The organism is Azospirillum formosense, from assembly GCF_040500525.1.
Lineage (GTDB): Bacteria > Pseudomonadota > Alphaproteobacteria > Azospirillales > Azospirillaceae > Azospirillum > Azospirillum formosense_A.
The window spans coordinates 510,886-534,756 of sequence record NZ_CP159402.1; the positions used below are offsets into that span (position 1 = coordinate 510,886).

19 protein-coding genes are annotated in these 23,871 nt (G+C 68.2%); 8 read left to right on the top strand and 11 right to left on the bottom strand.

Annotated features, from left to right (window positions below):
* Positions 1-269: 269 nt before the first annotated feature.
* Entirely contained in the window at positions 270-3,989 is a 3,720-nt protein-coding gene (locus tag ABVN73_RS02430) for a vitamin B12-dependent ribonucleotide reductase (RefSeq protein WP_353858775.1), read from the top strand.
* Positions 3,990-4,099: 110 nt separating this feature from the next.
* Here the strand turns inward: ABVN73_RS02430 and ABVN73_RS02435 are convergent, their stop codons facing one another.
* On the bottom strand, positions 4,100-4,582 hold the full coding sequence (locus ABVN73_RS02435; protein ID WP_353858776.1) for a hemerythrin family protein: 483 nt from the start codon (positions 4,580-4,582) through the stop codon (positions 4,100-4,102).
* Positions 4,583-4,778: 196 nt separating this feature from the next.
* Between ABVN73_RS02435 and ABVN73_RS02440 the strand changes: the two genes are divergently transcribed.
* On the top strand, positions 4,779-6,389 hold the full coding sequence (locus tag ABVN73_RS02440; RefSeq protein WP_353858777.1) for a septum formation initiator: 1,611 nt from the start codon (positions 4,779-4,781) through the stop codon (positions 6,387-6,389).
* 98 nt (positions 6,390-6,487) lie between these two features.
* Here the strand turns inward: ABVN73_RS02440 and ABVN73_RS02445 are convergent, their stop codons facing one another.
* Entirely contained in the window at positions 6,488-8,353 is a 1,866-nt protein-coding gene (locus ABVN73_RS02445; RefSeq protein ID WP_353858778.1) for a flagellin, read from the bottom strand.
* A gap of 397 nt (positions 8,354-8,750) precedes the next feature.
* On the opposite strand from ABVN73_RS02445, the gene ABVN73_RS02450 reads away from it, so the two are divergent.
* Positions 8,751-9,218: a RidA family protein gene (locus ABVN73_RS02450; RefSeq protein WP_353858779.1), complete on the top strand. Its 468-nt coding sequence runs from the start codon at positions 8,751-8,753 to the stop codon at positions 9,216-9,218.
* A gap of 90 nt (positions 9,219-9,308) precedes the next feature.
* The gene (locus ABVN73_RS02455; RefSeq protein ID WP_353858780.1) at positions 9,309-10,514 is read left to right on the top strand and encodes a GNAT family N-acetyltransferase; all 1,206 of its coding nucleotides are present in this window, start codon (positions 9,309-9,311) and stop codon (positions 10,512-10,514) included.
* Positions 10,515-10,535: 21 nt separating this feature from the next.
* Here the strand turns inward: ABVN73_RS02455 and ABVN73_RS02460 are convergent, their stop codons facing one another.
* Positions 10,536-11,012 (bottom strand): nucleoside deaminase, encoded by a 477-nt coding sequence (locus ABVN73_RS02460; protein ID WP_353858781.1) that lies wholly within the window; start codon positions 11,010-11,012, stop codon positions 10,536-10,538.
* Positions 11,013-11,192: 180 nt separating this feature from the next.
* Here ABVN73_RS02460 and ABVN73_RS02465 point away from each other — a divergent pair, with 180 nt between their 5' ends.
* Positions 11,193-12,506, top strand: a complete 1,314-nt coding sequence (locus ABVN73_RS02465; RefSeq protein ID WP_353858782.1) for a pentapeptide repeat-containing protein — start codon at positions 11,193-11,195, stop codon at positions 12,504-12,506.
* A gap of 3 nt (positions 12,507-12,509) precedes the next feature.
* On the opposite strand, the gene ABVN73_RS02470 is transcribed toward ABVN73_RS02465, so the two are convergent.
* Positions 12,510-13,622: a CoA transferase gene (locus ABVN73_RS02470; RefSeq protein WP_353858783.1), complete on the bottom strand. Its 1,113-nt coding sequence runs from the start codon at positions 13,620-13,622 to the stop codon at positions 12,510-12,512.
* A gap of 152 nt (positions 13,623-13,774) precedes the next feature.
* Between ABVN73_RS02470 and ABVN73_RS02475 the strand changes: the two genes are divergently transcribed.
* A complete protein-coding gene (locus ABVN73_RS02475; RefSeq protein WP_353858784.1) occupies positions 13,775-13,966 on the top strand; it encodes a DUF1508 domain-containing protein in 192 nt (63 codons plus the stop codon).
* Between the two features lie 67 nt (positions 13,967-14,033).
* On the opposite strand, the gene clpA is transcribed toward ABVN73_RS02475, so the two are convergent.
* The 4 genes from clpA to ABVN73_RS02495 form a co-directional block, all read right to left on the bottom strand.
* Positions 14,034-16,349, bottom strand: coding sequence for an ATP-dependent Clp protease ATP-binding subunit ClpA (gene clpA, locus ABVN73_RS02480; RefSeq protein ID WP_014239699.1), 2,316 nt, complete (start codon positions 16,347-16,349; stop codon positions 14,034-14,036).
* An 8-nt stretch (positions 16,350-16,357) separates the two neighbouring features.
* Complete coding sequence (clpS, locus tag ABVN73_RS02485) at positions 16,358-16,684, bottom strand: ATP-dependent Clp protease adapter ClpS (protein WP_038529118.1); 327 nt, start codon at positions 16,682-16,684, stop codon at positions 16,358-16,360.
* Positions 16,685-17,138: 454 nt separating this feature from the next.
* Positions 17,139-17,624, bottom strand: coding sequence for a phasin family protein (locus ABVN73_RS02490; RefSeq protein WP_145689030.1), 486 nt, complete (start codon positions 17,622-17,624; stop codon positions 17,139-17,141).
* Positions 17,625-17,893: 269 nt separating this feature from the next.
* Positions 17,894-18,430 (bottom strand): phasin family protein, encoded by a 537-nt coding sequence (locus ABVN73_RS02495; RefSeq protein ID WP_353858785.1) that lies wholly within the window; start codon positions 18,428-18,430, stop codon positions 17,894-17,896.
* Between the two features lie 422 nt (positions 18,431-18,852).
* Here ABVN73_RS02495 and ABVN73_RS02500 point away from each other — a divergent pair, with 422 nt between their 5' ends.
* Complete coding sequence (locus tag ABVN73_RS02500; protein ID WP_353858786.1) at positions 18,853-19,614, top strand: peptidase; 762 nt, start codon at positions 18,853-18,855, stop codon at positions 19,612-19,614.
* A 108-nt stretch (positions 19,615-19,722) separates the two neighbouring features.
* On the opposite strand, the gene ABVN73_RS02505 is transcribed toward ABVN73_RS02500, so the two are convergent.
* Positions 19,723-20,436 (bottom strand): hypothetical protein, encoded by a 714-nt coding sequence (locus ABVN73_RS02505; protein ID WP_353858787.1) that lies wholly within the window; start codon positions 20,434-20,436, stop codon positions 19,723-19,725.
* Positions 20,437-20,848: 412 nt separating this feature from the next.
* Between ABVN73_RS02505 and ABVN73_RS02510 the strand changes: the two genes are divergently transcribed.
* Positions 20,849-22,135, top strand: coding sequence for a D-alanyl-D-alanine carboxypeptidase family protein (locus tag ABVN73_RS02510; protein ID WP_353858788.1), 1,287 nt, complete (start codon positions 20,849-20,851; stop codon positions 22,133-22,135).
* A 75-nt stretch (positions 22,136-22,210) separates the two neighbouring features.
* Here ABVN73_RS02510 and ABVN73_RS02515 read toward each other — a convergent pair whose 3' ends face one another.
* A complete protein-coding gene (locus ABVN73_RS02515; RefSeq protein WP_353858789.1) occupies positions 22,211-23,047 on the bottom strand; it encodes a substrate-binding domain-containing protein in 837 nt (278 codons plus the stop codon).
* A gap of 112 nt (positions 23,048-23,159) precedes the next feature.
* The gene (locus tag ABVN73_RS02520; RefSeq protein WP_353858790.1) at positions 23,160-23,855 is read right to left on the bottom strand and encodes an ABC transporter permease; all 696 of its coding nucleotides are present in this window, start codon (positions 23,853-23,855) and stop codon (positions 23,160-23,162) included.
* Positions 23,856-23,871: the final 16 nt, after the last annotated feature.

Below are 23,871 nucleotides of genomic sequence, written 5' to 3' on the forward strand. Positions count from 1 at the left end.
GCCGGGGGCCTTTGCCGCGGGACTAGATGTAGGGGTGGGCTGATTTTTTCCGGGAACCGGCCCGGGGGTGGCCCGTTGTACAGGGCGCGCCATATCTAGGAGGTAGCCCCGCGTCAAGCACACAATATCTTGGGCCGGGTCTTGCTTGGTCCAAAGCTTGAGGCTAGGATGCGCACCAACATACAGGGTGTTGCGTTCGTCAGCCAGCGCGAGCTGCGCCGCACGGAGCGCGACACCTTTGTTCGCCAGCCAGAGGGAGCACGAGTCACATGCGGGTCCAGCGTCGTTTCACCAAAGAGGGTCAGGATGCTTACGCCGCTCTCGGCTTCCGCCGCACGACGAGCGAGATCCGCAACCCCGACGGCTCTGTGGTCTTCCAGCAGACGGACATCGAGGTTCCCGAGAATTACAGCCAGGTCGCCAGCGACATCCTGGCCCAGAAGTACTTCCGCAAGGCCGGCGTTCCGGTCGCCCTGAAGGCGGTCGAGGAGAACACCGTCCCGTCCTGGCTGTGGCGCAAGACCGCCGACGAGGCGGCTCTGGCCGCGCTGCCGAAGGAGAAGCGCTATTCCGGCGAGAAGTCGGCCAAGCAGGTCTTCGACCGTCTGGCCGGCACCTGGACCTACTGGGGCTGGAAGGGCGGCTATTTCGACACCGAGGCCGACGCCCGCGCCTTCTTCGACGAGATGCGCTTCATGCTGGCCGCCCAGATGGCGGCCCCGAACAGCCCGCAGTGGTTCAACACCGGCCTGCACTGGGCCTACGGCATCGACGGCCCGAGCCAGGGCCACTTCTACGTCGATTTCAAGACCGGCCTGCTGACCTCGTCCGCCTCGGCCTACGAGCACCCGCAGCCGCACGCCTGCTTCATCCAGTCCGTCGCCGACGATCTGGTGAACGAGGGCGGCATCATGGACCTGTGGGTCCGCGAGGCGCGCCTGTTCAAGTACGGCTCGGGCACCGGCTCCAACTTCTCCCGCCTGCGCGGCGAGGGTGAGAAGCTGGCCGGCGGCGGCAAGTCGTCGGGCCTGATGAGCTTCTTGAAGATCGGCGACCGCGCGGCGGGCGCCATCAAGTCGGGTGGCACCACCCGCCGCGCGGCCAAGATGGTCACGGTGGACATGGACCATCCGGACATCGAAGCCTACATCGACTGGAAGGTGACCGAGGAGCAGAAGGTCGCCGCCCTCGTCACCGGCTCCAAGATCTGCCGCGAGCACCTGACCGCCATCATGGCCGCAGCCCAGGACGGCCAGGACCCGAAGGTCAACAAGGAGCTGAAGAAGGCCGTCGTCGCCGCCCGTAAGGCGCAGGTGCCGGAGAACTACGTCCAGCGCGTCATCCAGTTCGCCGCCCAGGGCTTCACCAGCATCGAGTTCAAGACCTACAACACCGATTGGGACTCGGACGCCTACCTGACGGTGGCCGGCCAGAACTCCAACAACTCGGTGCGCATCTCCGACGACTTCATCCAGGCCGTCCTGAACGACGACGAGTGGAAGCTGATCCGCCGCACCGACGGCACGGTCCACCGCACGCTCCGCGCCCGCGACCTGTGGGACAAGGTCGGCTACGCCGCCTGGGCCTGCGCCGATCCGGGCGTGCAGTTCGACACCACGATCAACGACTGGCACACCTGCCCGGCCTCGGGGCGCATCAACGCCTCGAACCCGTGCTCGGAGTACATGTTCCTCGACGACACGGCCTGCAACCTCGCCTCGCTGAACCTGATGTCGTTCCGTCTGAAGGACGGGTCCTTCGACGTCGAGGCGTTCGAGCACGCCTGCCGCCTGTGGACCATGGTGCTGGAAGTCTCCGTGCTGATGGCGCAGTTCCCGTCCAAGGAGATCGCCCAGCTGTCCTACGAGTTCCGCACGCTGGGCCTGGGCTTCGCCAACCTCGGCGGCCTGCTGATGTCCTCCGGCCTGCCCTACGACTCGGCGGAAGGCCGCGCCTACTGCGCCGCCATCTCGGCGGTGATGACCGGCGTCGCCTACGCCACCTCGGCCGAGATGGCGCAGGAGCTGGGCGCCTTCCCGGCCTTCGAGCAGAACCGCGACCACATGCTGCGGGTCATCCGCAACCACCGCCGCGCCGCCTATGGCGAGATGGACGGCTATGAGGGGCTGTCGGTCAAGCCGGTGCCCTTCGTCGCCGACGAGTGCCCGGAGCCCGAGCTGGCGATGGCCGCGGTCCGCGCCTGGGACATGGCGCTGGAGCTGGGCGAGCAGCACGGCTTCCGCAACGCCCAGGCCACCGTCGTCGCCCCGACCGGCACCATCGGCCTGGTCATGGACTGCGACACCACGGGCATCGAGCCGGACTTCGCGCTGGTGAAGTTCAAGAAGCTGGCCGGCGGCGGCTACTTCAAGATCGTGAACCGTCTGGTGCCGGAGGCCCTGCGCACGCTGGGCTACACCGCCGACCAGATCGCCGCGATCGAGCGCTACGCGGTCGGCCACGGCACGCTGAAGGGCGCGCCGGGCGTGAACCACGAGACTCTGGCGGCCAAGGGCTTCCCGGCCGAGGTGCTGGAGAAGCTGGAGGGCAACCTCGCCACCGCCTTCGACATCAAGTTCGCCTTCAACCGCTGGACGGTCGGCGCCGACGTCATCGTCGACACGCTGGGCATCCCCGCCGAGCAGATGGACGCGCCGGGCTTCGACCTGCTGACCGCTCTGGGCTTCACCAAGGCCGAGCTTGAGGCGGCGAACACCTTCTGCTGCGGCGCCATGACGCTGGAGGGCGCGCCCTTCCTGAAGGACGAGCATCTGCCGGTGTTCGACTGCGCCAACCCCTGCGGCCGCATCGGCAAGCGCTTCCTGTCCTGGGAGTCGCACATCACCATGATGGCCGCCGCGCAGCCCTTCATCTCCGGCGCCATCTCCAAGACCATCAACATGCCGAACACGGCGACGGTCGAGGAGTGCAAGGACGCCTACCTGCTGTCCTGGCGCCTGGGCATCAAGGCCAACGCGCTGTACCGCGACGGCTCCAAGCTGAGCCAGCCGCTCTCCGCCGCCCTGCTGGACGACGAGGAGGACGCGGTCGAGGAGATCGTCGAGGCGGCCAACGCGGCGCGCACCCAGATGGTCTCCGAGCGCATCGTCGAGAAGGTCGTGGAGCGCATCATCGAGCGCAAGCGCACCGAGCGCGAGCGCCTGCCGCACCGCCGCAAGGGCTACACCCAGAAGGCGACCGTCGGCGGCCACAAGATCTACCTGCGCACCGGCGAGTATGAGGACGGCCGCATCGGCGAGATCTTCATCGACATGCACAAGGAGGGCGCCGCCTTCCGCTCGCTGATGAACAACTTCGCCATCGCGGTGTCGATCGGCCTGCAGTACGGCGTGCCGCTGGAAGAGTTCGTGGAGGCCTTCACCTTTACCCGCTTCGAGCCGTCGGGCATGGTGACCGGCAACGACACCATCAAGATGGCGACCTCGGTCATCGACTACATCTTCCGCGAGATCGCCATCTCCTACCTGGGCCGCACCGATCTGGCGCACGCCACGCCGGAGGATCTGGTGCCCTTCACGGTGGGCAGCGGCGACAAGCAGGGCGACCTGCCGGAGACCGGCGCGGTCCAGCCGTCGGACATCGTCCGCAAGGTCGCGTCGACCGGCTACGTCCGCAACAACCTGCGCGTCCTGAACGGCGGGCAGACCCAGCGGGCTTCGGCCGCGGCGGCCCTGGCCGCCACCGGCGCCGCGGTCCAGGCCACGGCGTCCGCCGCCCACGCGGCGGTGGCCTCCAGCCCGGCGGTCGGCGCCGCGGTGGTCCATGCCGGCGGCACGGCCCCGGTCGGCGGCACCACCGGCACGGCCTACGGCGGGAGCAGCAGCGACCAGCGCTACGACCGCATCCGCGAGGCCCGCGCCCGCGGCTACGAGGGGGATCAGTGCGGGGAGTGCGGCAACATGACGCTTGTCCGCAACGGCACCTGCCTGAAGTGCGACACCTGCGGCTCCACCACGGGCTGCAGCTGAGGCCAGCCGGTTCCATCCCCGGCATGGCGTGAAAAAGGGGAGGTCCTCGGACCTCCCCTTTTTTCATGCCCGCTCCGCTGAGAGCGCGCTCCGGCGGAAGCGGGGCGGGGTCAGACCGGGATGTTGGGGAAGACGCGGCCGGACAGCTGGACGTCGGCCACCTCCGCCGGGATGGCGTCGCGCTCCTTCAGCCAGCGGGCGAACTGGCGGTCGGCGGAGTTGATGTGCAGCATCAACCATTGCGGCAGGAAAGTCGCCAGATACTCGGCGATGTTCTCCTCCGGCACGTTGCCGGTGGTGAAGGCGTGCAGCTGCTCCCACGCCAGGGAATGCTGGACCAGATGGTCGGCCAGGAAGGGATAGCCGGCCTCCTCCATCACCTTTTGCTCGCTGGCGAAGTGAATCTCCGTATAGACCACCGCGTCGGCCAAAGTCCGATAGACTTCCTCGCGGGAACGGCCTTCGGCGACGGCGGCATGGAACGCCTGGACCAGTTCGATCCAATTTTTGTGCTGCTCGTCGATCTCCTCGACGCCCAACGCAAGATCGTCGCTCCAGACGAGATCCTGAAAATTCTCGGTGGGCATGTCCATGTTCGCGATGACTCGGCCTAAGGTGGTGGAAGCTGGGCATCATAAACACGGTCGTATGTGCATCAATGGTTCGAATTGAGATAAATTGTCGCGGTTTCGGCGATGATCCGCGGCGCGCCGAGGGGTTGCGTCCTTGCCGGAGGCCGGTCGCGGGTCAATATGCGGGCCTGTGACGACACAGCCGACGGGATGCGCCATGCGCCGTGCCATGAACCGCCGCCTCCGCCTATTGCCGCTGCTCGCCGCGCTGGCGCTGCCGCCGCTCCACGCCGCGACCGCCCAGGACGCAGGGCCCCAAAACGCCCCGGCCCAGAGTGAGCAGAGCCGGAGCGCGCCGAAGCCGGCGGAGCGGAGCGGCGGCGGGTTCGACGCCCAGCGCAGCGAGACCAAGCACCAGCTGCCCTTGCCGTCCGGTCCGCTCGCCTATACGGCGGTGGCGGAGTTCCTGCCCTTGCGCGAGGGTCCGCGCGACGAGGCGGCGGCCCGCGTCTTCACCGTCTCCTACACCTTGGACGGGGGCGCGCCGAGCGGCGAGTCCCGCGGCCGGCGGCCGGTCGCCTTCGTGTTCAACGGCGGTCCGGGGGCCTCCTCGGCCTATCTGCATCTGGGCGCCCTGGGGCCGAAGGTGGTCGGCTTCAACGACGACGGGTCGCTGGCCCGCCCGCCGGCCCCGCTGCTCGACAACCCGGACAGCTGGCTGGCCTTCACCGATCTGGTCTTCATCGATCCGGTCGGCACCGGCTACAGCCGGGGCATCCCGCGCGATGGCGGGGCGAGGGAGGGCGGGGCGCGGCGCGAGGAGGATCCCGGCAAGCGCTTCTGGTCGATCGACGCCGACAGCCGGGCCATGGCCGAGATCGTCCGGCTCTGGCTGACCCGCAACGGCCGCTGGGAGTCGCCGAAGTTCCTGGTGGGGGAGAGCTATGGCGGCTTTCGCATCGCCAAGATGGCCAACCGCCTGATCGGCGACACCGGCATCGCGGTCAACGGGCTGATCATGGTGTCGCCGGTGGTCGATTTCGCCACCATCCGCGGCGGCGGCGGGCTTCTGGTGCCGGCGCTGCGGCTGCCCTCCTACGCCGCCTCGGCCGCCGCCAACGGTCTGGCGTCCGGCTCCCCGGAGCAGGCGGCGGAGGCGGCGGAGCGCTACGCCCTGGGCGGCTTCCTCACCGGGCTGGCCGGGCTGGACTACCGCCGGCCCGGCGCGGCGCAAGGCTTCTTCGCCGAGGTGGCGCGGACCATCGGCCTGCCGGAGGAGCTGGTCACCCGCTTCCGCGGCGAGATCCCCACCGACGTCTTCGCCCGCGAGCTGCTGCGCGGGAAGGGGCGGGTGGTCAGCGTCTATGATGGCACCTTCACCGCCGCGGACCCCGACCCGTCGGCGGCGCGCCTTCCCTTCGACCCCTTCCTGAGGGGCACGGTGCCGACCTACACCACCGCCTTCGCGGCCTACGCCCACGAATGGCTGGGCGTGCGGACGGAGGTGCCGTTCGACCTGCTCAGCGAACAGGTGAACCGGGACTGGGAATGGCCGCGCTCCGGCCAGCCCAGCGCGGTGGACGACCTCCAGTCCGCCCTGACCCTGCAGCCGGCGCTGCGGGTGCTGATCGCCCATGGGCGCACCGATCTCATTACCCCCTACATGGCGTCGCGCTGGGTGGCGTCCCGCCTGGAGCTGCCGGACGGGCAGGCCGACCGGGTGGCCGTGACGGTCTATGAGGGCGGCCACATGATGTACACCCGCGCGCCCGAGCGCGCGAAGCTGGCCGCCGACGCGCGGGCCCTGATCGAGGCCGCTCTCCGGTAGGGCGGTCGATCGGCCAAAAGAAAACAGGCGCCCCGGTCGGGGCGCCTGCTGCGCAATGCCTTTGCCTCGGCCTGTGGTCGCCGGCTGGACCTTGCCGGTTAGAACAGACGCAGGATCGACTGCTGCGACTGGTTGGCCAGCGAGAGGGCGATGGTGCCGAGCTGCTGACGGGTCTGCAGCATCAGCAGGCTCGCGCCTTCCTCGTTCTGGTCGGCCAGCGTCAGCTTGTTGGCCCCTTCGACCAGCACGTCGCTGAACTCCTTGGTGAAGGTCTCGCGGGTCGTGATGATGTTCAGGTTGGTCGACAGCGTCTGCGAGGCCGACCGCAGGGTCTGCTTCGCGTAGTCGATGCTGGCGACCGCCTTGTCGATGTCCGCGCGGTCGGTCCAGTCGTTCTGCGCGTAGTCCAGACGCAGGCCCTGGCCGCTGGTGGTCAGGTTCTGGGCCTGCACCGTGATCGCGTTGGTGTTGCGCTCGTTGAGCTGCACCGTCAGATCGTTCGACGTGTTGGCGTCGGTCACCTGCACCGAGACCAGGTTGGCCGCGGAGTTGGCCGCCGCCGCCTGCTTGATGGTCTTCTGGTCGACGTTGAAGCGCACCGTGCCGGTGTCGAACGCGAAGGCGTTCTCGCCCTCCGACAGCTTGCCCTCGCCGCGCTTGGACATGCCGTCGCGGGTCACCGTGGCGCCGTTCAGGTTGCTGACCTGGATCTGGATGTCGACCTTCTTCTCGATGGTCGAGATGCCGTTGCCGTTGTTGGCGGCCTGCTCCAGCAGGTTGCGGTCCACCGTGAAGGACACGATGGTGCCCGACGCGAAGCTCTCGGAGATGCGCTTGGTGAGGGCGTTCTCGGCCGTCGCCTTGACGGTCATCTCGCGGGCGGCGTTGGTCGTCGTCGCACCCGACAGCGTGATCGTGCCGGTCGCGTTGGTCGTGACGGTCTGGACGTCCTTGCCGCTGAGGCGGCCGTTGGCGCCCAGCGCGTTGTTGATCGACGCCTTCAGCTGGTTGGCGATGTTGACGCGGGCGGTCTGGCCGATCGAGACGTCGCCGGCGGTGGCGATGTAGGTGAAGGTCTGGTCTTCGACGGTGATCGTGAAGCTGTCGCCGGCCTCGATGGTGCCGCCCATCGACACCTGGGTGATCTGCGCGGTGCCCGACTTGGCCGCCGTCGTCGTGTTGGCGGCCATGGTCTGGCTGTTGTCGAAGTAGGTGATCGTGCGCGACTCGTTGCCGTCCGTGATGATGAACGACCGCTCACGGCCCTTCGCGCCGCGGACCTCGATCTGCACGTCGGAGAAGCTGCCGAGCGAGGTGGCCATCGTGCCGGACAGCTTCAGGCCGACCAGGCCGTGGGCCATCTCGGCGCTGTTGATCTCGCCGGCCGCGCCCTCGATGGAGCCGTCGCCCTTGACGCGCACCGTGTAGGTGTCGGTCGACACCACGTTGGTGACGCGGGCGTTCTCGATGCCCTGGATGGTGTTGACGGCGCGGCGCGAGTCGCTGGTGGAGTCCAGCCGCAGCCCGTTGCCGGCCAGCAGGTTCTTGCCGGCGTAGCCGCTGTCGCCGGCCAGCTTGTCGATCTGCTCCTTCAGCGCGTTGAACTGCGAGGCCAGCGTCTTGCGGGTGGCGACGGAGCCGGCGTCGGTGCCGAGCGCGGAATAGGCGGCGGTGGTCAGGCCGCGCGCCTGCTCGATCATGCTTTCGATCGCGGTCACGCCCTTGTCGGCGGCCTTGATGGTGCTGATCGACTGACCCATGGCGTCCTTCAACGACGACAGGTCGCCGGCGCGCTGGGTCAGGCTCTTCGCTGCGAAGAACGAAGTCGGGCCGTCGAGCGCCGAGTTGATCTTGTTGCCGGTCGAGAGGATGTTCTGCTTGACACCGATCTTGTCGTTCACGCTCTGCAGTTGCAGCAGATTCGTGCGCATTGATGCGGTGAGAGTGACGTCGTTGATGGCCATGGTTCCAAGTCTCCTTCTGAGGCTCGCCCCGCGGCTGGTGCTTGAAACCGAAGCGAGGCAACGTGCATTTGCGCGATCCTCCCCTATCAAGTCCCGTGCCAGTTCCCGAAAAATCCACTAAGTCACTGATTTTACTATTTATAATCGAGGGTTGCGCGATCGCTGGGCGATGGCCGGCCGGACATCCCTTCCCAGGCCGGTGGAAAGTTTTGCCGGGCAGAAAGGGTGTTGCGCCCCGGACTCCGGGACAAAACTACCCAGTTGGAGGGAGGCGCACCGGGTGCCGGTAAGCTCTTGGTGCTGGCCGGAGAGGGGGCTATCGTCGGGGTGTCGCACCCATCGGGCCGCCAAGCATCGGAATGTTCCCGGCGCCCGCAACGAAGACGGAGGGATGAGCATGGCCGGACGCATCGAGGCGCGGCTGAAGGAACTGGGGATCGAACTGCCGCAGGCGGCGGCCCCGGTGGCGGCCTACGTGCCCTACACGCAGTCGGGCAACACGCTCTACGTGTCGGGTCAGGTCACCGTGTGGAACGGCGAGCGCCGCTTCATCGGCAAGCTCGGCCAGGACTTCACGGTGGAGCAGGGCCAGCAGGCGGCGCGGCTGTGCGCGCTGAACATCATCGCCCAGGCGAAGGCGGCCTGCGGCGGTGACCTTGACCGGGTGGCGCGCGTGCTGCGGCTGGGCGGCTTCGTCAACGGCACCCCGGATTTCCATGACCAGCCGCTGGTCATCAACGGCGCGTCGGAGCTGATGATGCAGGTGTTCGGCGATGCCGGGAAGCACGCCCGCGCCGCGGTCGGCGCCCCGTCGCTGCCCGGCAACGTGGCCGTCGAGGTGGACGCCATCCTCGAACTGGCCTGATCGGGCCCCCGCATCGGGGGAGGGGAGGGGCCTCTTGCCGCGGCGCGGCGAAGCGCCCACCTCCCTCGGCGTACCCGCGAAGGAGAGACCATGCCCGACGGCAAGGACAGCGGCCCCGGCGCCGACCCCGAGGCCGGGGGGACGATCACCGTCAAGGTCCTGACCGGCATCGGTCTGGCCGATCCCCAGGAATGGGACGCCTGCGCCGGGCCGGACAACCCGTTCCTCAGCCACGCCTTCCTGCTGGCGCTGGAGGAATCGGGGTCGGCCACCGGCCGCACCGGCTGGCAGCCCAGCCACCTCGCCGCCCTCGACGGGGCGGGGCGCATCATGGGCGCGGTGCCGCTCTATCTGAAGAATCATTCCTACGGCGAATACGTCTTCGACCACGCCTGGGCGCACGCCTATGAGCGGGCGGGCGGGCAGTATTACCCGAAGCTGCAGTGCGCCGTGCCCTTCACCCCGGTGCCGGGACCGCGTCTGCTCGTCCGGCCGGGCACCCCGGTCCAGGCGAGGGAGGCGGTCGCCGGCGCCCTGATCCAAGGGATGGAGGAGGTGGCGCGGCGCTACGGAGTCTCCTCCGTCCATGTCACCTTCCCGGAGGAGGGCGACTGGCGCCGCTTGGGCGAGGCGGGCTGGCTGCTCCGCGAAGGGGTGCAGTATCATTGGGAAAATCGCGGCTACGCCAGCTTCGACGACTTCCTGGGCACCCTGAACAGCCGCAAGCGCAAGGCCATCCGCAAGGAGCGGCGCGAGGTGGCGGAGAGCAGCGTCCGGCTGCACAGCCTGACCGGCGCCGACCTGAAGCCGGAGCATTGGGACGCCTTCCACCGCTTCTACCTGGAGACCGCCGACCGCAAATGGGGCGGCGGCTATCTGAACCGCGCCTTCTTCCGCCTGCTGGGCGAAACGATGGCCGACCGGGTCATGCTGGTGATGTGCGAGGACAACGGCGAGTGGGTGGCCGGCGCCCTGAACCTGATCGGGTCGGATGCCCTCTACGGCCGCAACTGGGGGTCCGACGGCAGCTACCGTTTCCTGCATTTCGAGGCGTGCTACTACCGCGCGCTGGACTTCGCCATCGAGCGCGGCCTCGGCCGGGTCGAGGCCGGCGCCCAGGGGGAGCACAAGATCCAGCGCGGCTATCTGCCGGTGCCGACCTACAGCGCCCACTGGGTGGCCGACCCCGGCTTCCACCGCGCCATCGCGGACTATCTGCGCCGCGAGCGGCCCGGCGTGGCGGCCGAGCGCGAGGCCCTGATGGAGCTGTCCCCCTACCGCCAGGATGATCGGTAAGGTCTGATCGGCAAGGTCCGATCAGTAGGGAACGCGGTCGGGCCGGGCGGCCCATTCGTCGAAGACGGCGCGCGCCTCGTCGGCCAGAAGGCGCTGCATGGGGATCGCCCGCTGCTCCAGCGGCAGGGCGATCTCGGTGTAGAGGAAGGCGTCGTCGAAGCCGATGGCCGCCGCGTCGTCGCGCCCGTTGGCGTAGACGATGCGCTCGATCCGCGCCCAGTAGATGGCCGACAGGCACATCGGGCAGGGCTCGCAGCTCGTGTAGACGGTCGCTCCGGCGAGGCTGAAGCTGCCGAGGTTGCGGCAGGCGTCGCGGATCGCGACGACCTCGGCGTGCGCCGTCGGGTCGTTGCTGGAGGTCACGCAGTTCCAGCCCTCGCCGATGATCCGGCCGTCCCGCGCGATGACCGCGCCGAAGGGGCCGCCGGCGTTGCCCTGCATGTGCGTGCGGCTGAGCGCGATGGCGCGGCGCAGGCAATCGGTATCGAAGCTCGTCATGCTTTCCCTCTTCCAAGCCCTAACGGCGTTGCCGTTCAATCGTTTAATGACCACTCAACAGCCCGGGCCCGGCATGCGCCCGGGGCATTGCAGGGGCGGCGGACGATTGGGGATTTCCCCTTTACTGCCCCTGCGCATGGCGTAGTGTGGGCGGGATCAGCCGACCGACGGACCCGCCCGATGACCGACCGCACCATGGAGTTCCTGAAGCAGGTGCGGGATCATCTATTCTACCTCAAACTGAAGCCGGGCGGTGTGCGCCTTCAGGCGAAGGGCGTCGATCTGTCGAGGCTGCGGTTGAAGGGCTTCAACCTGCAAACGGCCATCCTCACCCAGGGCAACTTTTCCGACGCCCAGCTCGAGGAGGTCAGCTTCGCCATGTCCGACCTGTTCGGGGCGAACTTCAGCCGGGCGAAGCTGGTGGGCTCCTCCTTCGCGCGGGCGGACCTGCGCGGGGCGAACTTCCTGAAGGCCGACCTGACCCGCACCGACTTCGAAGGGGCGGACCTGCGCCCCGGCCAGATCATGGTGCACCGCTCCGGGCGCGAGGACGAGGAGGAGGAACGGCGGCCCGCCAACCTGACGGACGCGCGGCTGGACGGCGTCAGCTTCAAGGGCGCCGACCTCAGCCACGCCGAACTGGCCAACGCCTCGACGGCCGGCGGCGACTTCAGCAACGCCAACCTGTTCGCCGCCAATCTGGCCGGGGCCGACCTGACCGAGGCGAACTTCAGCGGGGCGAAGATGAAGCGCGCCGTGCTGAACGGCGCCAACCTGACCCGCGCCATCCTGCGCAACGCCGACCTGCGCGAGGCGACCCTGCGCAACGTCGACCTGACCGTGGCGGACACCCATGGCGCCAACCTCAGCGGCGCCGTCTACATGCGGAACGCCGACGCCCTGCCGACGCCGGTGCGCAGCGTGCTGGACGCCCACATCCTGTGGATCAACAGCGGCGGCGGGGCCGGGCTGCGGGCCGATTTCACCGGGATGGACCTGCGGGGCCTGGACCTCACCGCCTGCGACCTGTCCGGCGGGGTGTTCCGCGACGCCAACCTGGACGAGGCCCGGCTGTCCAACGCCTCGCTCTCGCTGGCTGATTTCGGCGGGGCCAGCCTGCGCCGGGCGCGGCTCGACCAAGCGGTGCTGACCGGGGCGAACCTGAGCGGGGCCGACCTGACGGGTGCGGACCTCCACGGCGCGGACCTCGGCATGGTGGACCTGCGCAACCCGGACGGCACGCCGACCGGGCGGAGCTGGCCGGCCAACCTGAGCCGCGCCACCCTGACCGCCGCTGACCTGCGCGGCGCCCGGCTGACCGGGGCCAAGCTGGCCGGCGCCGGCTTCGAGATGGCCAACCTCGCCTCCGCCGACCTGCGCGGCTGCGACGACGCGGCGGCGAACCTGTCGAAGGCCAGCCTGATGGGCGCCCGCCGCGGTCCGCTGGAGGCGCGGCCGCCGCGCGACGGCGGCGGCCCCCTCATCGCCCTGTAGCCGTTACCTCCAGGCGGCGAGCACCGCCGCGGCGGTGGATTCGCGCAAGGGCGCGCGCTCGGGCGGGGTCCCGCCATCGACGCGCAGGCCCATCAGGGTTTCCACCAGCGGCTCCGGCCCCGGCGTGACGCGGACCTGGCCGCGGGCGGCGATGTGCGGGTGCTCCGGCATCTCCGCCAGCGTTGGCAGCGCCTCGAAGCAGCAGTCCACGGGGTCGAGCAGCGCCTTCCAGTCGGCGAGGCTGCGGGTGGCGAACAGGGCATCCAACTCCGCGATCAGGGTGGTCTGGGGCAGCGGGTCGCCCTGCCGGGCGGTCCAGTCGGGGCGCTCCACCGCCTCGCAGAAGCCTTGCCAGAACTTGGCTTCCAGCGCCGACAGGGTGGCGAAGCGGCCGTCGGCGGTGCGGTAGATGCGGTAGCAGGCGGCCCCGCCCGACAACAGCGCCTCGCCGCGGGCCGGAACCTCGCCGCGGGCGTCGGCGGTCAGGTTGAAGCCCTGCCAGCCCAGCACCGTTTCCATGATCGACAGGTCGAGGAAGCAGCCCTCGCCGCTGCGCTGGCGCCCGAACAGGGCGGCGACCACCGCCAGCGCCGCCTGCTGGGCCGACGCGAAATCGGCGACCGGCGGGTGGCTGATCGACGGACGGTCGGGCGTGCCCGAGGAGTCCAGGCCACCGCCGACCGCCATGTAGTTCAGGTCATGGCCGGCCCGCCGGGCGTAGGGGCCCGTGCTGCCCCAGCCGGACAGGCTGGCGTGGACCAACCGCGGGTTCAGCGCGCGCAGCCGGGCGTGGCCGACCCCCAGCTTGTCCAGAACGCCGGGGCGGTAGCTCTCCACCAGGGCGTCGGCCCCGGCGATCAGGGTCTCGAAGGCGCCGCGGTCGGCCTCGTCCTTCAGGTTCAGGCGGATGACGGTCTTGCCGGCGTTGAGCAGCTTGTAGGCGGCGGTCGTGCCGTCGGCGTCGGTGGGGCCCATCTGGCGCAGCGGGTCGCCGCTCGGCGGCTCCACCTTCACCACCTCGGCGCCGAGGTCGGCGAGCATCTGGGCGGCGTAGGGACCCGGCAAGTACTGGCCGAGATCGATGACGCGCAGTCCGCTCAGGAAGGGCAGGGGCATGGTGCGTTTCCTTGTTCTTCGTTTTTGGGGATTCGTTCTGGTGGCGCCGCCGGGACGAGTGTCCGTGATGGGGCCTCTGGAATGCAACCGTCCACCCTTCACATTCGTGCCGCCTCCACCGTCGATATCAGACCGACGGCGAGGAGGAAAACATGTCCACGGGCAAGGCTCCCAAGTACAAGGTCTACAAGGATCACCGCAACGAATGGCGCTGGACCTTCCACGCCGCCAACGGCGAGGCCATCGCGGTCAGCAGCGAGGGCTACACGGCCGAGCGCGACTGCCTGCACGGCATCGCCCTGATGAAGGGGTCCAACGACGCGGCCGTCCTGGTCGAGGAGTGATCCGGGTTCCGGACAAAAAGAAAGGGGGCCTCGCGGCCCCCTTTTTCGCGTTCCGTGCGAAGCGGCGTCATTCCGCCAGTTCGTGCACGACCTCGTCCTCGTCCTCGTCGCCGGAGCGCCGCTTGCGCGACCCCTCGGTGTACTCGAAGGCGGGCTTGTCGTCCTTCACGGTGACCTTGACCAGACCGCCCTTGGCGAGCTTGCCGAACAGCAGCTCCTCCGCCAGCGGCTTCTTCAGGTGCTCCTGGATCACGCGGCCGAGGGGGCGCGCGCCGTAGAGCGGATCGTAGCCCTTCTTGCCCAGCCACTCGCGGGCCTGATCGTCGAGTTCGATCGTGACGCCGCGGTCCTCGAGCTGCGCTTCCATCTGCATGATGAACTTGTCCACCACGCGGTTGATGACCTCCTGGGTCAGCGGCGCGAAGGGGATGATCGCATCCAGACGGTTGCGGAACTCCGGCGTGAACAGCTTCTCGACCGCTTCCATGTCCTCGCCGACCCGACGCTCGCGCTCGAAGCCGATGGCCGGCTTGGCCATGTCCGCGGCGCCCGCGTTGGAGGTCATGATGAGGATGACGTTGCGGAAGTCCACCGTCTTGCCGTTGTGGTCGGTCAGCTTGCCGTGATCCATGATCTGCAACAGGATGTTGAACAGATCCGGATGGGCCTTCTCAATCTCGTCCAGCAGCAGCACGCAATGCGGATGCTGGTCGATGGCGTCGGTCAGCAGGCCGCCCTGGTCGAACCCGACATAGCCCGGAGGGGCGCCGATCAGGCGGGAAACGGTGTGCCGCTCCATATACTCCGACATGTCGAAGCGGGTCAGCTCGATGCCCAGCGTGAGGGAGAGCTGGCGGGCCACCTCGGTCTTGCCGACGCCGGTCGGGCCGGTGAACAGGTAGTTGCCGATCGGCTTCTCCGGTTCGCGCAGGCCGGCGCGGGCCAGCTTGATGGCGGAGACCAGCGCGTCGATGGCCTTGTTCTGGCCGAAGACCATGGTCTTCAGGTCGCGCTCCAGGTTGAGGAGCGTCTCCTTGTCGTCGCGGCTGACCGACTTCGGCGGGATGCGGGCGATCTTGGCGACCACCGCCTCCACGTCCTTGACGGAGATTTTCTTCTTCCGCTTGTTCTCCGGCAGCAGCATCTGCGCGGCGCCGACCTCGTCGATGATGTCGATCGCCTTGTCCGGCAGCTTGCGGTCGCCGATGTACTTCGCGGACAGCTCCACCGCCGAACGGATCGCGTCGTTGGTGTAGCTCACCCGGTGATGCTTCTCGTAGTAGGTCTTGATCCCCTGGAGGATCTTGATCGCATCCTCGACCGTCGGCTCGTTGACGTCGATCTTCTGGAAGCGCCGGACGAGCGCCCGGTCCTTCTCGAAATAGTTCCGGTATTCCTTGTAGGTCGTCGAACCGATGCAACGCAGCGAGCCGGAGGCGAGGGCCGGCTTCAGCAGGTTCGAGGCGTCCATCGCACCGCCCGAGGTCGCACCGGCGCCGATGACCGTGTGGATCTCGTCGATGAAGAGGACGGCACCTTCCGTGGCCTCCAGTTCGGAGACGACGGCCTTGAGGCGCTCTTCGAAGTCGCCGCGGTACCGCGTACCGGCGAGCAGGGAGCCCATGTCGAGCGCGAAGATGGTGGCGCCCTTCAGCACCTCCGGAACCTCGCCATGGACGATGCGGCGGGCCAGCCCCTCGGCGATGGCGGTCTTGCCGACACCGGGGTCACCGACATACAGCGGGTTGTTCTTCGACCGCCGGCACAGGATCTGGATGGTCCGCTCGACCTCCTGCTCCCGTCCGATCAGCGGATCGATCTTCCCGCTGGCCGCCTTCTTGTTCAGGTTGACGCAATAAGCCTCTAGGGCTTCGCTGCCTTTCTTCACGACCTTCTCCGCCGCCGCGTCCTCGTCGGCTCCGGTAACGCGCTTCGCTTCCGAGCGGCCCGGGGCCTTCGCGATTCCGTGAGAGATGTAGTTCACCGCGTCGAAACGGGTCATCTCCTGCTCCTGCAGGAAATAGACCGCGTGGCTTTCGCGTTCAGAGAACAGGGCGACGAGCACATTTGCTCCCGTCACCTCTTCACGCCCCGACGACTGGACGTGGATGGCCGCGCGTTGCAGCACCCGTTGGAAGCCAGCCGTCGGCTTCGCATCATCGGGCCTGTTCGTGATCAGGTTCGCAAGCTCGTTGTCGAGGTAATCCGAGAGTTCGGCGCGCAGTCGGTCCAGATCGACCCCACAAGCGCGCAAGACGGCCATGGCATCGGCATCCTCGGTCAATGCGAGCAGCAAGTGTTCGAGCGTCGCGTATTCGTGCCTGCGCTCGTTCGCATGGGCCAGGGCTCGGTGCAGCGTCTGTTCCAAGTTACGCGACAGCATCTGTGGCCTTAATCCTTTTCTAGCGTACATTGCAGCGGGTGCTGGTGCTGGCGCGCAAAGTCCATCACCTGCGTGACTTTCGTCTCCGCCACCTCGTAGGTGAACACGCCGCACAAGCCCACACCCCGCCGGTGCACATGCAGCATGATCCGCGTAGCCTCCTCGCGCGACTTGGCAAAGAAGCGCTCCAAGACATGAACGACGAATTCCATAGGTGTGTAGTCGTCGTTCAACATCAAGACCTTATACATCGAGGGCTTTTTAGTCTTAGGCTTGGTTTTGATCACCACGCCCGTGGTCGTGCCCTCGTCGCCGTGCTTGTCGTTTTCGGCCATGGTCTCAACAGGTCAACATCGCGATGTACGTCGCATGAATGATATGAGAACTCCGGGCGCGGTGGGAAGGGGCCGTTTTCGGTGAGTCCCCATTTGGGAGAGGCCCATTCGGAACAAGACCTGCCCGGCTACCCCGGAATTGGTGGAAAAACCCATGCGCTGCGGCGGAAGGGCCGCACCGGCGTGCCATAAAAGGCACGGCCGGCACCCTGTACATGTCCACCGCGCCCAAAACAAACAAGCCCGGCGGTCGAAACCGCCGGGCTTGCCCGGAACTTCACAATGCCGTGAGGCGGCAGGATTTAAAGCGGTACCGCCTTGCGCCATCCCCACCCCCGGACGGTAGCGTCCCGGGGGCGGCGGAGGTGGGAGCCGCCCCGGCCCCGCGGCCGGGTCTGTGGAATTGCTGGTTCCGGGACATAGTGTCTCAGGCTGACGTCTGGGACCGGAGCGGTCAGGCGGCCTTCGCCGCGACCGGCTTGGACAGCGTCTCGACCGTGACCTGGAGGCGGTCGTTGATCGGCGCGAAGGCGTCCTTGGCGGTCTTCAGCGACAGCTCCTGCAGCTTGGCGCTCTCCTTGACGAAGGTCTCGAAGCTCGCCTTGGCGAAGCTGCTCTGCAGCTCGACCAGTTCCTGGACGGTCTTGACGGCCAGCAGGGCCTTGCCGGTGGCGGCGCTCTTCTCCAGCGAGGACTGGGTGAAGGAGGCGACCTGCTTGCCGGCTTCCTCGGCGCCCTTGGCGACGATGGTGCCCGACTTCACGACGGCGTCGACGTTGCCCTTGGTCAGGGCGGTCAGCTCGTCGAAGCCCTTCAGGAGCTGGGCCGAGGCCTTCTCGAACTGCTCCTGCTGGGCCTTGACCAGGCCGTCGACGTTCTGCTTGGCGGCGGAGACGGCGTCTTCGAAGGTCTTGGTGGCGGCGGCGAACTTGTCGGTCATGGAACGGCTCCTCGAATTTCATCGGGTTGACCCGCGCCGGACCCACCGATTGGCGACCGCGCGGATGATCCGACCAGCGACCCCGTCAGCGTCGGGCGTCGGGTCGATGCTGCAATGCAACATGGCTAAACTTAGGGCAGGTCCCGGAGCCTGTCAACGGGTTTTTGTGCGGTGCACAAAAACTTTGGCGCGTCCCTGCAGGGCCCTTTACGCGCGACGCCCGGCCGTCGGGGGACGGCCGGGCGTCGCGGTTCCGGCGTGTCGCCGCCTCAGGCCGCGATCGGCTTGGACAGCGTGCTGACGGTGACCGACACGCGGTCCTTCAGCGGGGTCAGGGCCGCGGTGGCGACGCGGGTGCCGATGCCCTGGAGGCGGGAGGACTCCGCGACGAAGGCGTCGAAGCTGGCCTTCACATACTCGCTCTGGAGATCGACGACCTCCTTCAGCGACTTGGCGGTCAGCAGGGCCTTGCCGGTGATGACCGACTTGTCGAAGGAGGCCTGGGCGTAGGCGGTCACCTCGCGGGTCAGCTCCTCGGCTCCCTGGGTGGCGATGCTGCCGCTCTGGATCAGCGCTTCCACATTGGCCTTGTTCAGGGCTTGCAGCTCGGCGGAGATCTTCAGGAGCTGGGCCGACAGCTTCTCGACCTGCTCCTTGGTGGCGGAGGCGGTCTGCTCGAAGGTCTTCGCGGCCTGCTCCTGTCCGGCCTTGACGAAGCCCTCGACCTGCTCCTTGGCCTGGGCGGCGGCGTTCTCGAACGCCTGGGTGGGGGCGGGGGCCGGCTTGGCCTTCGTCACGGTCGTCATGCCTTGGGTTCCTTCCTTCGTCGAAGCCCGGCGCGCATCAACCCGGACCGGCGGACCGTCCGCCTGCGGGGCGCAGACCGGCTGCGTTGGGTGTGGTCCGGACCGAAGCCGGGCCGGAGAATGCTGCAGTGCAGCAATGGCTAAACTATGGGCATTGATCCGTGGAGTCAACAAAGAATCTTGTGCGGTGCACAATATATCAGTTGAGCCCGGTCCCTTTGCTTGGTCGGTACGGCGAAAGCCCCACCGTTCCGCCTCATGGGAAAACCGATCCACTTCGGCTCGACTGGGCGGAGCCTTTACGAAAGCTTTACCGCCGATCCTGCCCAATCATACCCTGCCCGCCGAAGGGACGCGCTTCGGCCAAAGGTCAGACCAACCGCGGCGGAACGTCGCAGATTCCAGTTCGGGAACGTTCTTTCATGACCTATTGCCTTGGCATCAAGACCCGCGACGGCCTGATCGGCCTGTCGGACGGGCGCATCACCAGCGGCTCGCAGCTGTCGTCCGCGCGCAAGGTGACCATGGTGGGCAGCGGCGGCGACCGCTTCTTCATCCTGAACTCCGGCCTGCGCAGCGTGCGCGACAAGACGCTGGCCTACCTGCGCCGCGACATGTCCCGGCGGCGCGGCGAGACCTACCCGACCATGCTGGATGCGCTGTCGGCCTTCACGGCCTGCCTGCGCCAGGTGGCGGCGGAGGACAAGGAGGCGCTGGAGGCGTCCAAGCTGGCCTTCAACCTGCACGCCATCATCGGCGGCCAGCTCGCCGAGGACCGCGAGCCCTACATGTTCCTGGTCTATCCGGAGGGCAACTGGATCGAGGTGGACGAGCGCACGCCCTACCTGTCGATCGGCGCGACCGCCTACGGCAAGCCGATCCTGGACCGCGCTCTGTCCTACAGCACGGACATGCGGACGGCGCTGAAGATCGCCTACCTGTCCTTCGACAGCACGCGCTTCTCGTCGAACGACGTCGGCTTCCCCATCGACATGGTGACCTTCAACGCCCAGGAGCGGCTGTGGCGCCAGTCGAACTTCGATTACGACGATCTGGTCGAGCAGCGCCTGTGGTGGAACCGCAACATCACCGAGCTGGCCCGCCGCATGCCGGACGGTCCCTGGGTGGACACGCTGCTGTCCGCGGGCGCGCGGGCGGATGTCGCCGAGGAAGAGGTGGTCTAGTCGTTTGCCCCCTCCCTAACCCTCCCCCGCTTCGCAGGGGAGGGGATTTTTCTCCCTCTCCCGCGCAGCGGGGGAGGGCCGGGGTGGGGGCAAGGTCGACCCTGCCCGCTACTTCCCGGCGAACAGCCAATTGCCGAAGGGCGCGGTCGGCCCGACCAGCCCGTCGAGGCCCACCTGGACCTCGAAGACCACGCCGGCGCTGTCCACCTGCCCGCCGGTCGGCAGGGTGCGCGGCGCGTCCTGCGGGCGCGGCAGGGTGGGGTAGGGCACGCCGGTCCCCTGGGCACTGCCGTCCAACTCCTTCAGCGGCCCGTCGAACCGGATGTCGGAGAAGCGGTCGGACGGGTAGGGGTAGGCGTTGAAGAACCAGCTTCCCCGTCGGCAGCCGTTGATCAGCCAATAGACGCCGTTGGACGGCAGGCGCACGCCGCTCGGCGCCGGCTCGAAGGCGCCGCTCTCGTAGAGTCGCAGGACGAATAGGGCGAACTGGCGCGGCGACAGCTGGGCCTTGGCGACCGGGCCGCGGGCGACCGCCGCCGGGTCGTCCAGGTCGATGCGGGCGAGGTCGGTGGCCTCCAGCACGCGCGCCTCGACCATCGCACCGCCGGTGCCGCGGTCGCCGACGATGTCGTAGGTCCGCACATGCTTCTGGTAGTCGGCGTTGAAGACCAGCCGGTAGCGGTCGGTCTCCCCCTTGGTGCAGGCGGCGCGGAGGTCGTCGCCGTTGAGGTAGCTGACCCAGGTGAGCTTGCGCGCCACCGGGTTGTCGGTCGGTCCGACCGAGGCGCAGCCGGCAAGAAGCCCGGCCGCCACCGCCGTCATCCCCGCCACCCTGGCAAACCGCCCTCTTCGTCCGTCCCGTGGGGCTGCGCGCGGAGTCGTCGGGCGTCGCATGGGCGGGCGGGTCATGAGGTGCCTCGCGTCCAGTCGGGAGGGGAAATGGTCCTGCGCTTCCGAGAAGATGGATCGGCGGTCGCGCTCCTTCAACGCGGTTCACCCTCTGCGGGTCCCAGCCTTATCCAATTTCGTCACAGCGCCGCCGAAGAAATCGAAGCGGCAAATTAACGAATTGTCGCTAGACACTGATTTCCATGGAATTTACCATTGCGCCAAACAGCAAGTATTAGCCTTTGGCGGGGGCATCATGAACGTAACGGGCCAGACCGTTCGAAGCCTGCTTTTGGCGTTCGCTTGGCGCGGGCGCGAAACGGAGGGGGAACAGGCCACAGAACGTTTGGCGAATGGACGTTCGACTCTGAGAAGTGCCTTCGGCATTACCCCTTTCGTTCGGGCGCTGGGCGGCGCCCTGGCGGTGCTGGCGGTGACCGTCCTGGCGCCGCTGCCGGCGCTGGCCGCGAAATACGCGGCGATCGTCGTGGACGCGCGCACCGGCGAGGTGTTGCACGAGGAGAACGCCGACACCCTGACCTACCCGGCGTCGCTGACCAAGATGATGACGCTCTACCTGACCTTCGACGCGCTGGACGAGGGGCGGCTGCGGCTGGACCAGGCGCTCCCGGTGTCGGCCTGGGCGGAGGCGCAGTCGCCGACCAAGCTCGGGCTGCGCGCCGGCAAGACGCTGCGGGTGGAGCAGGCGATCCTCGGGCTGGTCACCAAGTCGGCCAACGACGCCTCGGTCGTGCTGGCAGAGGCGCTGGGCGGCAGCGAGGCCAAGTTCGCCGAGATGATGACCCGCAAAGCCCGCGAGCTGGGGATGCGCAACACCGTGTTCCGCAACTCCAACGGCCTGCCGAACATGCAGCAGGTGACCACGGCGCGCGACTTCTCGATCCTGTCGCGGGCGATGCTGTCCGACCACTCCCGCTACTACCCCTATTTCAGCCGCCGCGCCTTCGTCTATGGCGGGCGCAGCCTGAACAACCACAACCGGCTGATGTCGCGCTACGAGGGCATGGACGGCATCAAGACCGGCTACACCGTGGCCAGCGGCTTCAACCTCGCGGCGTCGGCTGTGCGCGACGGGCGGCGTCTGGTCGCCGTGGTGCTGGGCGGCAAGTCGGCGGCCTCGCGCGACGCCCGCATGGAGGCGATCCTCGACAAGGCGTTCGACAAGCCGAGCCGCGGGTCCGAGGCGCCGGTCGTCGCCCGCGCCGGGGAGGAGGACGCGCCGCGCGCCACCGCCAAGGGCAGGCCGCCGGCCAAGGCGGAGACCATCGCGCAGCTCGCCTCCACCGTCTCCACCCCCGCCGCGGTCCGCCCGCCGGCCCGCGCCCGCGACGAGGACGCGGACACGAAGGCGGACGGGTCGAAGTGGGGCGTGCAGGTTGGCGCCTTCTCGACGCCGGAGGCGAGCAAGCGGGCTCTGACCCAGGCGACCAAGCAGGCGCCCTTCCTGCTGCGCGCCGCCAAGCCGGCGGTGACGCCGGTGAAGGCGAACGGCTCCACCGTCTACCGCGCCCGCATGGTCGGGCTGGACGAGCGGACCGCCCGCAAGGTCTGCTCGGAGTTGACCCGCAGCGGCCACCGCTGCGTCCCCGTGTCGCCGAACGAGAAGCTGTAAGCCGGTTCTTTTCCGCCAAATGAAAAAGGCGCAGCCGCCGGGCTGCGCCTTTTTTCGTGTCCCGGCGAGGGGCGGTCAGGCGCCCGGCTCGTTGGCGTTCGGGAAGAACAGCGAGTTGCCGTTGATCTTGTAGTCCGCGATGGCCTGCTGGCCCTCGGCGGAGACCAGCCAATCGACGAAGGCCTGCCCGTCGGCGGCCTTGACGTGGCTGAACTTGGCCGGGTTCACCAGCATCACGCCATACTGGTTGAACAGGCGCTTGTCGCCCTCCACCAGGATGTCGAGGTCGCCGCGGTTCTTGAAGCTGAGCCAGGTGGCGCGGTCGGTCATGGCGTAGCCGTTCACCGCGGCGGCGGTGTTCAGCGTGGCGCCCATGCCCTGGCCGATGGCGCGGTACCAGCCGTCGCCCGCCGTGGGGTCGACGCCGGCGGTCTTCCACAGCGCCTGCTCCGACTTGTGGGTGCCGCTGTCGTCGCCGCGCGACACGAAGGGGGCCTTGGCGGCGGCGATGCTCTTCAGCGCGGCGGAGACGTCCTTGCTGCCGCCGACCTTGGCCGGGTCGGCCTTCGGCCCGACGATCACGAAGTCGTTGTACATGACCGGCTTGCGCTCGGTGCTGAAGCCCTCGGCGACGAACTTGTCCTCCGACGGCTTGTGATGGACGAACAGCACGTCGGCGTCGCCGCGCTTGGCGATGTCGATGGCCTGGCCGGTGCCCTTGGCGACCACGCGGACCTCGATCCCGGTCTTCTCGGTGAACTTCGGCAGGATCGACTTGAACAGGCCCGAATCCTCGGTCGAGGTGGTGGAGGCCACGGTGATGAAGCGGTCGGCGGCGGTGGACGGCTGAACGGAGCCGAGCAGCAGAGCCGCCGCGGCGGCGCATCCCAGCACGAAAGAACGGCGCAGCATCGGACTATCCCTCTCCAGGTTCTTGCCCGCCTTGGTTGCGGGCTCTGGCGGCGACTATGGGAAAGTTCGAACGGCTTTGCAAATTTTCCAGAATCGGCGTGCGGACGGAGGCTCAGGCCCGCCGCGTCTCCCGCACCATGGCGGCGGCGAGGTTCACCGACAGTGACAGCGTCATCAGGATGACCCCGAGGCCGAGCGCCAGCGGCAGGTCGCCCTTGCTGGTCTCCAGCGCGATGGAGGTGGTCATGACGCGGGTCACCCGGTCGATGTTGCCGCCGACGATCATCACCGCCCCGACCTCCGCCGAGGCCCGCCCGAAGCCGGCCAGCACGATGGTCAGCAGGCTCCAGCGCGCCTCCGACAGCAGGGTGAACAAGGTGGTCAGCGGCCCGGTCCCCATCACCCGCAGCAGGTCGGCGTATTCCGTCAGCAGATCCTCGACGATCTGGCGGGTCAGGGCGGCGACGATGGGCACGATCAGCACGGTCTGGGCCACGATCATTGCGGTCGGGGTGAACAGCAGCCCCAGCACCCCCAGCGGGCCGGAGCGCGACAGGATCAGATAGACGATCAGCCCGACCACCACCGGCGGCAGCCCCATCGCCGTGTTCAGGAACAGGGTGACCGCGCGCCGCCCCGGAAAGCGGAAGGCGGCGACGGCGGCCCCCAGCGGCAGGCCGATCAGGGCCGACAGCAGGACGGCGGTCAGGCTGACGCGCAGCGACAGGCCGACGATCCCCACCAGACCGGGGTCGAGGTCGGCGATCAGGTGGAAGGCGGTGACGAAGGCCAGACCGAACTCATGCATAGGGGTACTCGTGCAT